The 15,144-nt window shown below is 67.7% G+C and carries 5 protein-coding genes; all 5 read left to right on the plus strand.

The window, feature by feature from the left end:
• The first annotated feature begins 11 nt into the window (after window positions 1-11).
• From ABGB16_RS07620 to ABGB16_RS07640, 5 genes are read left to right on the plus strand one after another with little or no spacing between them, the layout of a single operon-like run.
• Window positions 12-9,668, plus strand: a complete 9,657-nt coding sequence (locus tag ABGB16_RS07620; protein WP_347667249.1) for an amino acid adenylation domain-containing protein — start codon at window positions 12-14, stop codon at window positions 9,666-9,668.
• Between the two features lie 60 nt (window positions 9,669-9,728).
• Window positions 9,729-10,985 (plus strand): enterochelin esterase, encoded by a 1,257-nt coding sequence (fes, locus tag ABGB16_RS07625; RefSeq protein WP_347667250.1) that lies wholly within the window; start codon window positions 9,729-9,731, stop codon window positions 10,983-10,985.
• A 59-nt stretch (window positions 10,986-11,044) separates the two neighbouring features.
• Window positions 11,045-12,166 (plus strand): 3-isopropylmalate dehydrogenase, encoded by a 1,122-nt coding sequence (gene leuB, locus ABGB16_RS07630; protein ID WP_347667251.1) that lies wholly within the window; start codon window positions 11,045-11,047, stop codon window positions 12,164-12,166.
• A 53-nt stretch (window positions 12,167-12,219) separates the two neighbouring features.
• Window positions 12,220-13,665 (plus strand): pyridoxal phosphate-dependent aminotransferase, encoded by a 1,446-nt coding sequence (locus ABGB16_RS07635; RefSeq protein WP_347667252.1) that lies wholly within the window; start codon window positions 12,220-12,222, stop codon window positions 13,663-13,665.
• Between the two features lie 52 nt (window positions 13,666-13,717).
• On the plus strand, window positions 13,718-15,097 hold the full coding sequence (locus tag ABGB16_RS07640) for a hypothetical protein (RefSeq protein WP_347667253.1): 1,380 nt from the start codon (window positions 13,718-13,720) through the stop codon (window positions 15,095-15,097).
• Window positions 15,098-15,144 lie beyond the last annotated feature (47 nt).

Consider the following 15,144-nt stretch of genomic DNA (forward strand, 5'->3'; position numbering starts at 1 on the left):
TCCCTCAGCAAATGTCGCAGCTCTCTCCGGAGCAGCAGAAGCTGTTGCGTCTGCGCCTCGCGCAGATGAAGCAGCAGCAGGCGGAGCGCCCGTCGTGTTTCCACGAACTGTTCGAGGAGCAGGCCCGGCGCTTCCCGGATCGCGTGGCCGTGGTCTCCGGGGACGCGCAGCTGAGCTACGCCGCCCTCGATCGGATGTCGAACCAGCTCGCCCACCTGCTTCGGAGCCAGGGCGTCGGGCCCGAGACGCTGGTCGGGCTGTGCGTCCCGCGGTCCCTGGAGATGGTGGTCGGCCTGCTGGGCATCCTCAAGGCCGGTGGCGCCTATGTTCCGCTCGACCCCACGTACCCGCGTGAGCGTCTCGCGTACATGGTCGCGGACTCGCAGGCGCGCGTGCTGCTGACCCGGCAGTCCCTGGCCGAGCTGCTGCCCGACTCCGGCGCGACCCTGCTGGACGTCGAGACGGTGTGGCCGCGGTTGGCCGACCACCCCGCGGACGCTCCCGCGATCGGGGTCACCCCGGACAACCTGGCCTACGTGATCTACACGTCCGGTTCCACCGGGCAGCCCAAGGGTGTCCAGGTGCCGCACCGGGGCATCCGGTTCATCTCGCAGTGGCATCGGGACAACTACGGCCTCGACACGCCGCGACGGGTCATGCAGGGCACCCCGCTCAGCTTCGACATCTCGGTCTGGGAGATCACCATTGCCCTGCTCTCGGGCAGCGTTCTGGTCCTGCCCCCGGCCGACCTGCGGATGATCGGCGGTGACCTCGCCGACTTCGTGATCGAGCAGGCGATCGAGAACATCTCCATCACTCCGTCCGCCCTCGCCACCCTGCCGCCGGCATCGTTGCCGTCGCTGCAGTTCATCAGCGTCGGTGGCGAGTCCTGCCCCCTCGACCTCGCCCGGGCCTGGGCCACCGACCGCGCCTTCTTCAACGGCTACGGCCCGACCGAGACCACGGTCGGTGCGAGCATCGCCCGCTACGGGAAGGACCTGGAGCGGATCCACATCGGCCGGCCCATTCCCAACACCCAGGTCTACATCCTCGACTCGCGCCTGCAACCGCTGCCCGTCGGCGTCGCCGGGGAGCTCTACATCGGCGGCAGCGGCGTGACGCGCGGCTACCTGGGACGGCCCGATCTGACCGCCGAGGTCTTCATCGCCGACCCGTTCGGCAAGCACCCGGGTGGCCGCCTCTACAAGACCGGCGACCGCGCCCGGTTCCTCCCGGACGGGAACATCGAGTTCCTCGGCCGGATCGACCACCAGGTGAAGATCCGTGGCTTCCGGATCGAACTGGGTGAGATCGAGAGCGCGCTGTCCGAGCACCCCCAGGTGCAGAGCGCCGCGGTGCTGGTCCACGAGGAGGCGAACACCAAACGGCTGATCGCCTACGTCGTCGCGCGGGAACCCCTGTCCCTGGACGCGGCACAGGCCTTCCTGGGTGACCGGCTGCCCAGCTACATGATCCCGAGCATCCTGGTACCCCTGGACCAGCTCCCGCTCGACCCCAACGGCAAGCTGGATCGGCGGGCCCTGGCCGCGCTGCCCTGGGAGCAGTACGCCTCCGGCGCCAAGGCGGAGTACGTCGCTCCTCGTACCTATGTCGAGGAGCAGTTGGCCCAGATCTGGCAGGCGGTGCTGGGTGCGGCCGACCCGGTGAGCATCCACGACAACTTCTTCGCGCTGGGCGGCGACTCGATCCTGAGCCTGCAGGTCATCTTCCGGGCCAAGCAGGCCGGTCTGCACTTCAACGTCAAGCAGTTGTTCCAGTACCAGACGATCGCCGAGCTGAGCCACGTGGTGGTGCAGCAGGACGCGGCGAGCGTGCAGGCCGAGCAGGGCCCGGTTACCGGGCCGGTCGAGCTGACCCCGATCCAGCGGTGGTTCTTCGCCAAGGATTTCGTCCGGCAGGAGCACTTCAACCAGGCGTTCCTGCTGGAGGTGCCGGCGGAGCTGGCGCCGGAGCAGTGGCAGCGGACGCTGCTGCGGCTGCTGGAGCACCACGACGGGCTGCGGGCGAGCTACGTCCGGGGCGACGGCGGTTGGCAGGCCGAGCTGGTCGGGTCGCCGGAGGCGGTGCCGTGGCACGTCCACGACCTCTCCGCCACGCCGCCCGCGGACCGGGCCGACCAACTGCGGGAGATCACCGAGCAGGTCCAGGCCAGCTTCGATCTCGCCGATGGCCCGCTGGTCCGTGCCGTGCTGTTCACGGGTCTGGCGGACGGTAAGCATCGTCTGCTGCTGGCGGTGCACCACCTGGTGGTGGATGTCGTCTCCTGGCGGATCCTGCTGGAGGACCTGGCGGCGCTGTCGGAGCAGGTTCGGCAGGGCCAGGAGTTGGTGCTGCCGGCGAAGTCGAGTTCGTGGCAGCAGTGGGCGGGCCGGCTACGGCAGGAGGCGTCGAGCGAGACGACGCTGGGCGAGCTTCCGTACTGGCTCGAGCAGGTCGAGCCGGTCCAGCCGCTACCGCTGGACGGCCCGGACAGCGACAACACGGTCAGCCGCAGCCGGGCGTGCGAGGTGAGCCTGGGCCGGGAGGAGACGCAGGCCCTGCTGCAGGACGTTCCGGCGGCGTTCAACACGCGGATCAACGACGTGCTGCTGACCGCGGTGGCGGCGGCGCTGGGGTCGTGGACGCAGGGCTCGCACGTGCGGGTGGATCTCGAGGGTCACGGTCGGGAGGACCTGTTCGACGACATCGACCTGTCGCGGACGGTGGGCTGGTTCACGACGATCTCGCCGGTGCGGCTGCCGGTGCCGTCCGCCGCCGACCCGGTGGAGGGGCTGAAGGAGATCAAGGAGCTGCTGCGCCGGCGACCGCGGCAGGGCATCGGCTACGGGCTGCTGCTCTCCAACGAGACCGAGGCCGGCGCGCAGCTGCGGCAGGCCCCCGCCGCCCAGGTCAGCTTCAACTACATCGGGGAGCTCGACGGGGCCTTCACCGGCAACTTCGCCCTCGCCCAGGAGGCCATCGGTCCGGACGTCGGGCCGGAGAACCAGCGCCTCTACCTGATCGACGTCGTGAGCCGCATCCAGGACGGCGAGCTGCGGATGCAGTGGAACTACCACGAGACGGCCCACCAGCAGGAGACGGTCGAGCGGGTGGCCCGGCAGGCGCTGGAGGTGCTCAACCAGCTCGCCGCCGAGGCGCGCCGCCCCGGCGTCAACGGCTACAGCCCGTCGGACCTGCCGATCAGTGGCCTGAACCAGGCGGAGATCGACGAGCTGGTCGACCAGCTGCGGGCGCTGCCCGCCTGGACGGGCAGCGAGCTGGCCCGCCCGTTGGAGGACGTCTACCCGCAGACCCCGCTGCAGCAGGGCCTGTGGTTCCAGAGCCAGTACGCCCAGGGCCAGGGCCTCTACCACGTCCAGGTGGTACTGCAGATCGAGCAGGACCTGCAGGTCGACGCCTTCCGGCAGAGCTGGGCGGAGGCCATGCGGCGCAACCCCATCCTGCGGACCAGCTTCTGGTCGGTGCCGGAGCACGGGGCCATCCAGCTGGTCTGGCGGAACATCCCGGTGCCGATGGAGGTGCAGGACTGGCGCTCCGACTCGCCGCAGCAGCAGCAGGAGCGCCTGGACGCGTACCTGAAGCAGGAGCGCAACCGGGGCTTCGACCCGCACGAGATTCCGCAGTGGCGCATGCTCCTGGCCCGCACCGGCGACGAGAACTACCAGTTCGTCCTGAGCGCCCACCACGCCATCCTCGACGGCTGGAGCAACAGCCTGCTCCTGGCCGAGGTCGTCCAGTCCTACGGCGCGTTCGTCAACGGCCGCCAGCCGGCCCTGCAACCGGCGCGTCCCTACCGGGACTACGTCGCCTGGCTCGGCGAGCAGGACATGCAGGAGGCCGAGCGCTACTGGCGTGAGCTCCTGCAGGGGGCCGAACAGGCCGCCCCGCTGAGCGTCGAGAAGAAGAGCGAGCCGGTGAGCCAGGCCCCCGACGGGCCGGCCGTACGCCTCGTGAGCACGTTCCTGGACGACGAGGACACCGCGGCGCTGCAGAAGCTGGCCCAGGATCACCACCTGACCCTCAACACGGTGTTGCAAGGCTGCTGGGCCCTGCTGTTGGGCCGCTACAGCCGCAGCGAGGACGTCATCTTCGGCACCGTGGTCTCCGGCCGCCCGCCGGAGTTCGAGGGCGCCGAGCGCATGGTCGGCCTCTTCATCAACTCGCTGCCGGTCCGGGTGCAGATGCCGGGCCAGGCGCGCAGGCTCGACTGGCTCCAGCGGCTGCAGGACCAGAACACGCAGATGCGCCAGTACGAGTACAGCCCGCTGCTCCAGGTCCAGCAGTGGAGTGAGATCCCGGCCGACGGGCAGCTCTTCGACAGCCTCTTCGTCTTCGAGAACTACCCGGTGCAGGAGAACGAGGCCGCAGCCCTGCGCTTCACGCTGGTCGACGCGGAGGAGCGGACCCACTTCCCGCTCAACGTGGTGATCAACCAGGGTGAGCAGCTCGGGGTCAGCATCCTCTACGACACCAAGCGCTTCGACGGCCGGACGGTCGACGGCATGCTCGCGCACATCCGGCAGATCTGCCGGGAACTGGCGAGCGCGCCGCAGAAGAACCTGGCCGAGCTGACCATGCTCACCGAGACCGAGCGGGCGCACATTCTCGACGAGTGGCCCACGTCCACGGCGACCGGCACCGAGCCGCAGTTCCTGCACGAGTTGTTCGAGGCGCAGGCGAAGCGGACGCCCGACTCGATCGCGGTGGTGTACGAGGAGGAGCAGCTCAGCTACGCCGAGCTGAACCGGCGGGCCAACCAGTTGGCGCACTGGCTCCAGGCCCGGGGGGTCGGTCCCGAGGTGCTGGTCGCTCTGTGCATGGAGCGCTCGATCGAGGTGCTCGTCGGTCTGCTCGGCGTCCTCAAGGCCGGCGGCGGGTACGTGCCGATGGACCCCGGTTACCCGCCGGAGCGGTTGTCGTTCCTGATCGAGGACGCCGGGGTGAGGGTCGTGCTCACGCAGTCGCACGTGCGGGAGCGCGTGCCGTCGGGGGACCTTCCGACGCTCAGCCTGGACTCCGAGTGGTCGGCGGTCGCCGGGGAGCCCACGGAGGCTCCGCGGACCGGGCTGACTCCGGAGAACCTGGCCTACATCATCTACACCTCGGGTTCGACGGGTCGGCCGAAGGGTGTGATGGTGCCGCACCGCGGCGTCAACCACATCGTGCCGTGGCGGCACGAGCACGAGTGCTTCACCCGGCGGCAGCGTGTGTTGCAGGTGGCGTCGTACAGCTTCGACTTCTCGGTGTGGGAGATCATCCTGCCGCTGCTGGCGGGCGGCACCCTGTACATCCCGAAGCACGGCCTGCACATGATCGGCAACGATCTGCACGACGTGGTGGTCGAGCGGGCGATCGAGAACCTGAGCTTCACGCCGGGTGCGTTGGCCACGTTGCCGAAGGCGGAACTTCCGCACCTGCGCACGTTGGTCGTCGGTGGAGAGGCGTACTCGCCGGAACTCATCCGTACCTGGGCGCCGGGGCGTACGTTCTTCAACGTCTACGGCCCGACGGAAACCACCGTCTTCGCCACCGGTACGCCCATCGACGAGCACCTCGACGTGTTGCACATGGGTCGGCCGATCACGAACGTCGAGACGTATGTTCTCGACCCGTACATGCAGCCGGTGCCGGTCGGGGTGCCCGGGGAGCTGTACATCGGCGGTGTGGGTGTCACCCGCGGGTATCTGAACCGCCCCGAGCTGACGGCTGAGATGTTCGTGGCGAATCCGTTCGGCGAGCCGGGCAGCCGCCTGTACAAGAGCGGCGACCTGGTGCGGTACCTGCCCGACGGCAACATCGAATACGTCAGCCGGACCGACCACCAGGTGAAGATCCGCGGGTTCCGGATCGAACTGGGTGAGATCGAGGCCGTCCTCGGCCTGCACCCGCAGGTGAGCAACTGTGCCGTGCTGGTCCTCCCGGACGGCCCGAGCCAGCGGCTGGTCGCCTACGTGGAGCCGGAGTCGGGGGCCGGCGACATCAGCGAGGCGCTGCGCGCGTACCTGGGCGAGAAGCTGCCCCGGCACATGGTGCCCTCGGCGTTCGTCTGCATGGAGCAGTTGCCGCTCAACCAGAACGGCAAGCTGAACCGGCGCGCGCTTCCGCTGCCCGAGGAGACGCCGGCGGCGGCCCTGGCCGCGAACGCCCTTCCGCGTACCAAGAGCGAGGCCCTGCTGGCGACGGTCTTCGAGCAGGTGCTGGGCCGCGCTCCCATCGGCATCTTCGACGACTTCTTCGCCCTGGGTGGCCATTCGCTGCTCGCGGTGCAGGTCGTCGCGCGCATCCGGCAGGCCTTCGGCGTCGAGATGCCGATCCGGTTGCTCTTCGAACACCCGATCATCGCCCGGCTGGCCGGCGAGCTGGAGCGCCTGCAGCAGGACCAGTCGCCGCAGCAGGCGGCGCCGCCCCTGGTGCCCGTCTCGCGGGACCAGCCGTTGCCCGCCACGTTCGACCAGCAGCGGCTCTGGTTCATGGACCGGCTCAACCCGAACAGCGCCTTCTACACGATCGGCTGGCTGTTGCACTGGCCCGAGGCGCTGGAGGGCGAGACGCTCCGGACGGCGCTCGCGGAGCTGACCAGGCGCCACGAGCCGTTCCGGACGACCTTCCACGAGCACGACAGCCGGGTCTGGCAGGTGGTCGCCGAAGAGGGCGAGGTCGCGCTGACCGAGGTCGACCTCTCGTCGACCGCGCCCGAGCAGCAGCAGGCGTCGGCGAAGGAGCTCATCCAGGAGTGGTGGAACCGGCCCTTCGACCTGGCGCAGGGGCCGCTGCTCCGGACGATGCTCATCCGCCTCTCCGCCGTCGAGGCGGTCCTGGTGTTCAGCGCGCACCACATCGTCTTCGACGGCTACTCCATCCGGCTCTTCAACGAGGAGGTGCGCGAGCTCTACCACGCGACCGCCGAGGCGAGGCCCGCGCAGCTGCCGGCGCTGCCCATCCAGCACGCGGACTACGCCGTCTGGCAGCAGCAGTGGCTCGAGGAGGAGCGGCTGCGTCCGCACCTGGACTACTGGAAGGAGCAACTGGCCGACGCCCCCGAACTGATCTCGCTGCCGCTCGACAAGCCCAGGCCGGCGGTGCAGAGCTTCCGGGGCGCGAACCTCACCGGTTCGCTCTTGCCGGAGGTGACGCAGCAGCTGAAGCAGGTGAGCGGCGAGAACCAGACCACCCACTTCATCACCGCGCTGAGCGCGTTCGCGGTGCTCCTGTCGCGCTACAGCGGACAGGAGAAGGTGGTCATCGGCGTCCCGATCGCCAACCGGAACCGGATCGAGACCGAGCCCCTGATCGGCTTCCTGGTCAACACGGTTGCTCTCTGCGTCGACCTGCAGGGCAATCCCGGATTCGCGGACGTGCTCAAGCAGGTCCGGTGGAAGCTGCTGGACGCCCAGAGCCACCAGGAAATTCCGTTCGAAAAGATCGTCGAGGAACTGAATCCGGAGCGCAGCTCGAGCTACAGCCCCATCTTCCAGGTGATGTTCACCGGCCTGGACAAGCTCTTCGAGGAGATCCCCGAGGAGCAGGAGGAGCCGGCCTGGATGCGGGAGGTGCTGGACGAAGGCATCGGTATCGCGAAGTTCGACCTCCTGTTCAGCATCCAGGAGAAGGCCGGCGCGCTCCAGTACGGCTTCGAGTACAACACCGACCTCTTCGAGGAGCGCACCGTCGTCGGCATGGCGGAGCACTTCGAGACCCTGATCCAGGAGGCGCTGAGCTCACCCGGCAAGCCGGTGTCCGAACTGCCGCTGCTCAGCGACGCGGAGGTCGTACAACGGCTGGAGGAGTGGAACGCGACCCGGGACGACAGGTGGCTGCGGCCCGCGACCCTCCACGGGCTGTTCGAGGCCCAGGCGCGCAGGTCTCCCGACCACATCGCCCTGTCGTTCGAGGACCAGACCCTCACCTACGCGGAGCTGGACCGACACACCAACCAGCTGGCGCGGACCCTGCGCGCGAAGGGCGTGGGGCCCGAGTCGCGCGTCGGCATCTGCGCCGAGCGCTCGCTCGAGCTGGTGATCGGTCTCCTCGCCATCCTGAAGGCCGGCGGGGCCTACGTTCCCCTCGATCCCGCCTACCCGGCGGACCGGCTCGCCTTCATGGTCTCCGACGCCCAGATCCAGGCCGTCCTGGTGCAGCCGCAGACCCAGGAGCGCATCGAGTCGCTGGTGGGCCAGGACGTTCCGCTGGTCCAGCTCAGCGGAGGCGACGCGCAGTGGCCGCAGGAGAGCGCCGAGCCGCTGGCGAACCTGTCGGGGCCGGACAACCTCGCCTACGTCATCTACACGTCCGGCTCGACGGGCAAGCCCAAGGGCGCCATGCTCGGCCACCAGGGCATCTGCAACCGCCTGCTCTGGATGCAGGACACCTACTCGCTGCAGAGCGAGGACCGGGTACTGCAGAAGACCCCCTTCAGCTTCGACGTCTCGGTCTGGGAGTTCTTCTGGCCGCTCATCACCGGCGCCCGGCTGCACGTCGCCCGCCCCGACGGGCACCGTGACCCGGCCTACCTGGCCGAGGTGATCGACCAGCAGCGCATCACTGTCCTGCACTTCGTCCCCTCGATGCTCCAGTCGTTCCTGGAGCAGCCGTCCGTGGCCGAGCACTGCCAGAAGATCAGGCACGTCATGTGCAGTGGCGAGGCCCTTCCGCTCGACCTGCAGGAGCGGTTCCTGCGCCTGCTGCCCGGCGTGCGCCTGCACAACCTCTACGGCCCGACCGAGGCCTCGGTGGACGTGAGCTTCTGGGAGTGCCACCCGGTCGAGGGGGCGACGACGGTGCCCATCGGCCGCCCGGTCGCGAACACCCAGCTCTATGTCCTGAACCAGGCCATGATGCCGGTGCCGGACGGCGTCATCGGCGAGCTGTTCATCGGCGGCGTGCAGCTGGCGCGTGGCTACCTCGGTCGGCCCGACCTGACCGCGGAGCGCTTCGTCGCCAATCCCTTCGGCGAGGGGCGGCTGTACGCGACCGGCGACCTGGCCCGCCACCGGCGTGACGGCGTCATCGAGTACGTCGGGCGCAAGGACCACCAGATCAAGATCCGTGGCCACCGGATCGAGGTCGGCGAGATCGAGGCCGTCCTGGCGCAGCACCCCGCGCTCCAGTCCTGCCTGATCACGGTGCACGAGGTCTCCGCCGCCGACAAGCGGCTGGCGGCCTTCTACACCGTGAACGAGGGACAGGCGGTCACCGTCGACGAGCTGAAGGACCACCTGCTGCAGCAGCTCCCCGAATACATGGTTCCCACCTACTTCGTCGACCTGCCGGAGTTCCCCTTGAGCCCGAACGGAAAGGTGGACCGCAAGGCTCTGCCGTCACTGTCCTCGATCGTGCGGCAGACGCAGGAACGGGAGAGCTTCGTCGCGCCGAGAACGGAGACCGAACGGGCGCTGGGCGAGATCTGGACGAGGCTGCTGAACGTGGAGCGGGTGGGCGTCCACGACGACTTCTTCGATCTCGGTGGCCATTCGTTGCTGGTGGCCTCCCTGGCCACCGAGGTGCAGTCGGAATGGGACGTGTCGGTGATGCTCCCGATGGTCTTCCAGAACCGGACCCTGGAGGCCCTCGCCCGGGTGATCGACGAGAGCCTCGCCGGAGACGACGGGGAGGAGATGGATGCGGACGATCTGTTCGACCTGGACTGACGTCACGCCAACGACCCGCCCGTCCACGACGACGCGCCGGCCCGGCGCTAGGAGAACGCGATGATTGCTCCCACTAATTCGCACACGGATCACCGCATCGTTCGGCTCAAGGAGGCTCTCGCCGCGGGTGACCCGGGGGCCCTCGACGATTTCTGGAAGACCGTCGAGGCCGACGGGTCTCCGCTGATGCAGCCGATGGAAGGCGAGGAGGGTCGGACTCTCGCCACCTTCCTGTGGCGCGATCCCGGCGACACGGACAACGTGCTGGTGCTCTTCTACAGCGCGCCGACCCAGGACGGTTTCGACGAGTACCTCTTCGAGCGGATTCCGGGGACGGACGTCTTCTACAAGGCGTACATCCTGCCGTCCGACCTGCGTACGACCTACCTGCTGTCGGTCAACGACCCGCTGGAGCCGACCGAGAAGTACTCGGACGTCATGGCGCGCATTCCCTTCTATCGCCGGGATCCGCTGAACCCCCGCGAGGTCACGATCCTCGACGACCTCGTGGTGTCGGTGCTGGAGCTTCCCGACGCGCCGAAGCAGCCGTGGAACATCGCGCGGCGTGGCGTGCCGAAGGGGAAGAACCACATGCACATCCTCGACAGCGAGATCCTGAAGACCCAGCACCACGTCTCGGTGTACGTGCCGCCGGGCTACTCGACCGACGGCGACAAGTACAACGTGTTCGTGCTCTTCGACGGCTGGTCCTACTTCAGCTTCGCGGCCACGCCCACCGTGCTGGACAACCTCCTGTACGCCGGCCGGATCGACCCGTTCATCCTGGTGATGCACAGCAACATGGACCAGGCGGTCCGCGCCACGGAACTGCCCTGTTACGAGCCGTTCGCCGAATTCCTCGAGCAGGAGATGATGCCTTTCCTGCGCGAGAACTACCACATCAGCGACGATCCGGCGAAGGCGTATGTCGGCGGGTCCTGTTACGGCGGACTGGCTGCGGCCTACGTGGGGTTCAAGCTGCCGCACGTCTTCGGCAATGTCATCTCCCAGTCCGGCTCCTTCTGGTGGCCGGAGCCGACGACGCCGGATGTCGAGATGGAGTGGTTGACCCGGCAGTTCGCGGAGAGCCCCAAGCTTCCTGTCCGCTTCTCCATGGAGGTCGGTTCGCTCGAGGCCGCCATTGCCGAATTCGACCAGCTGGCGACGAACCGCAAGCTGCGCGATGTCCTGCTCGAAAAGGGCTACGAGGTGCACTACAACGAGTACACCGGCGGGCACGACATGATCACCTGGCGCGGCACGCTGGTTCAGCGCCTGCTCGCCCTGGCCGGTAAGAAGCCGAAGCCGAAGTCCTGAACTCCGCCTCTGGCCCCGCACGAATACAGCGCCGAACCACTTCGAAAAGGGTAGAGAACATGGGTGATTATGCGGTTACCGTCCTGCCTGGCGACGGTGTGGGGCCAGAGGTCACGGAGCAGGCTCTCGAGGTTCTGCTCACCGTTGCGGACCTCTACGAGCACAAGCTCACGATCCACCGGCGTCTCGCCGGCCTGGCCAGCATCGCGGCTGAGGGGGTGGCCATCTCCGAGGCCACCATGCAGACCTGCGCCGAGAGCGATGCCATCCTCTTCGGTGCCATCGGCAGCCTGCCGGCGCACGAGCGGCAGAACGCCAAGGTCAAGCCGGAGCAGGCCCTGTTCCGGCTGCGCAAGGACTTCCAGTTCTTCGCGAACCTGCGTCCAATCCGGCCGTCGAGAAGCCTCTACAGTGCTTCGCCACTCAAGCCGAACTATCTCGAGGGCACCGACCTGATCTTCGTCCGCGAACTGTCCGCCGGTCTCTACTACGGGCACCTGGAATCGATTCCGGGCAAGCCCAGCGAGATCCGCCGCACCGAGCAGGGCGAGGAAGCTATCGACACTCTCCTGTACACCGAGCAGGAGATCGAGCGCGTCGTACGGGCCGCCTTCGACATCGCGGTCGCTCGTCGCCGTAAGGTCACCTCGGTCGACAAGGCCAACGTGCTCAGCTCCTCGATCCTCTGGCGCCGCATCGTCGACCGGGTCGCCGCGGACTATCCCACCGTGAGCTACGAGCACATCCTCGTCGATGCCTGCGCCATGTATCTCATCCGCGAGCCGTCCCGCTTCGACGTCATCGTGACCGAGAACCTGTTCGGCGACATCCTGACCGACGAGGCCTCGATGTTGACCGGCGGCATCGGCATGATCCCGTCGGCGAGCCTGGGAGTGCGCCGGACCCGCTCGGGCACCTTCGGCCTGTACGAGCCCATCCACGGCTCCGCGCCCGACATCGAGGGGCAGGACAAGGCCAATCCGGTCGCCGCCGTTCTCTCGGCCGCGATGCTTCTGCGTCACTCGCTCGGCCTCCACGAGGAGGCCCTTGCCGTGGAGGCAGCCGTCGAGGAGGTGATTCAGGACGGCTATCGCACCGTCGACATCCAGGAAGAGGGGACGAAGGTGATCGGCACCCGCGAAATGGGGAAGCGAATCGCCACAGCGGTACGCCGGCCGTGATATCGGCCGGTTCCGGTTGTGCCGCTTGACTATTCAGGGGAGGTTCGTCGCTCATGGTACTGCAGAACAGTGTGGCCAGGCCGGAGATCGACCTGGAAGAACAGCGCCTGATCGTTCGACAGCTCCGCATGGAGCTGGTGCAACAGTATCGCGCCCAGCTGCAGGCCAGTGGCGAGCCCCCTATCCGCATGATGGCATCCATCGTGCAAGCGCTCGAGCGGGAGTGTGCGGAACGCCATCTGGACGAGACCGCAATGCGTTTGGAAATCGTGAACCGCACGATCGGTGACGTCAACGTGCGCCTCATCTCCGAATGCGACGGAGAGGAGGGTGGCCCGGGGGACTACCGGCGACTCGGTGACGAGTTGGGAGTTGCGCTGCCCGGCGAGGACCTGCAGGGATACATCGCGAACGGCAAGATGTACCGATGGTTGCGCGACCAGATGCTGGAAGCGGAGCGCCTGCTCCTGAAGAACGGTTTCGACCCGCGCAGCTACGACCTGGCCACCGTGGGCAACCCCATCCTTCGGGGCTGGCTGGCCGAGGACATGCAGCAGTGGGGCCTGTCGGTCACCGCTGAACACATCGCGATCGGGCTGGGCGCGACCGACTGCATGAACAAGGTTCTCGGTGGCTTGGGCCCGCTCGTCCGTCAGGGCCCGGGATACGTCGGCGCGGTGCTCTGCCCCACGCCGGGCTTCAACATACTCGAGGCCCAGGCCCTCGCCAACGGCTACCGGGTCCGCCGCATCGAGACCCGGCCCGAGGACTGCTTCAAGATGACCGGCGGGCAGCTCGCGCGGGCGCTCGACGAGCACCCGGACATCAAGGTCATCTATCTAACCGTCACCAGTAACCCGGCGACCTTCGCCTACCAGCCCGATGAGCTGCGCGGCCTGCTCGACGTCCTGCGTCTGCAGCGGCAGCGGGGACGTGTCGTCCACCTGCTGGCTGACCTGGCCTACGTCGGCACGGGCATCCCGACGGAGGACGAGGCCCGTATGCGCGCCCTGACCTCTGCCTCCGACATCGGTGACCAGATCATCTACGTGAGCAGCTTCTCCAAGACGCACACCCTCACGGGCGAGCGTTTCGGGTGGGTCACGTTCGGCGACACCGGCCTGGCGGCCCGCATGGTCAGCAGTTGGATCAACAGTGTCGCCTCGATGCCGGGCGAGTGGCAGTTGCGCCTCATGGCCTACTACCAGTTGTTCCGCGAAAACCCGCATCTCATCGAAAAAATCCGCCGCCTCTACGGCATGCGGCGGACTCGTTTGAGGAAGCAGCTCCGGCGCCTCGATGAGCAGCACCAGCTTTTCGAGCACATCTACCTCGACGATGACGCGACCATCTACAACTGGAGCAAGCTCCGCGAGGGAGAGGACTGCTTCTCGGTACTCGAGAAGACCGGCATCGCGGGAATTCCGGGCTCCACCTTCGGCTACTCCGACCAGTACATCCGCTTCTCGGTCGGGATCCTGCCGGTGGTGATGGACTGATTCGTCGTCTCCGAAACACCATACAAGTGATCGCTTAATACAGGAGGTTCCAATGACAAACTCGGCGAGTGGAACACCGACAAACGGTTTCGGGGAGGCCCAGCTGCGCTCCACCGGCGTGGTTGTCGACTTCAACTGGAACAGCGATCCCAATCCGCTCGCGCCGCTGCCCGGGGCGCTTCCGGGCGAGCCGACCCCGCTGCAGGCCTCCCAGCCCGACATCGTTCTGTCCGAGTGCCTGCGGGACGGGCTCCAGGGCGTCGGCAGGTACCCGTCGGTCGACGAGATGCTGCAGTACCTCGAACTGCTGAACAACTTCGGCATCCGGTCCGCCACGGTCGGCATCTACGCCGGGGCCGGCGCCCTCGACGCGACGATGAAGGAACTGCTCGCGGGTATGCACGACCAGTTCCCCGACATCGTCCCCTCGGTGCTCTCCGTCTGCACGCCGGCCTCCCTCAAGTGGACCGCCGAGTGCAAGGAGATTCACCCCGCGATCGAGGCCATCGTCTTCATGGGCAGCTCGCCGTCGCGCCGGATGGTCCAGGGCTGGGACCTGGATTTCGTCCTCGGCAAGCTGGAGACGTTCGTCAAGCAGACCGTCGACGAGGGCATTCCCGTCATCGGCGGCACCGAGCACACGACCCAGACGTCACCGGAGGACGTCCGCGAGATCACCCGCGTCCAGGTCGAGAACGGCGCCTACCGCGTCGCGGTCGCGGACACCATCGGCATCGCGCGCCCGGTCGGCGCCTACCGGCTCTGTCGCTTCGTCCGCGAGACCCTCGACGAGCTGGGCACACCGGACATGAAGCTGGACTGGCACGGCCACCGCGACACCGGGAACGCGCTGGGCAACGCCATGATGGCCCTCGTGGCCGGTGCCAACCGGATCCACGTCGTGTCGCGTGGCGTCGGCGAGCGTTCGGGCAATGCCTCGCTCGAGGAACTGGTGCTCAACCTGGCGGCCATTCGGCAGGAGGGTGGCCTGCCGGTCGGCTGGAACATGTCCGAGCTCCTCGGCCTGATCTCGTTTTACCAGGAGATGGTCGGCGTCGCCACCGCCGAGCACGGTGTGCTGGGCAAGCGCTACAGCTACACCAGCTCCGGCATCCACACCGACGCCATTCTCAAGGCGAACGCCCTCGCCGAGAACGCCCGGAAGGCGCAGGACTTCGAGCTGGAGAGCAAGCTGCGCACGATGGCCCGCACCGTCTACTCGGCGATCGACCCCGCCACCATCGGCGGCGCCTACTCGGTGGGCGTCAGCCAGTGGAGCGGGCTGAGCTCGGTGAAGCTCGCCTGGCTGGAGAGCGGCCGTGACCCCGAGAAGCTCTCCACCGAGCGCGCCGAGGAAATCCTCAACTACGCCAAGGGCCTGGGTCGCGAACTGGAAGGCGAGGAACTGGAGGCCTGGTTCGCGAAGTCCTGAGTCCGCTCGAACACGCAGAAGACGCGGGGGAACCACACACGATCCCC

The organism is Micromonospora sp. B11E3, from assembly GCF_039871625.1.
Classification (GTDB): domain Bacteria; phylum Actinomycetota; class Actinomycetes; order Mycobacteriales; family Micromonosporaceae; genus Micromonospora.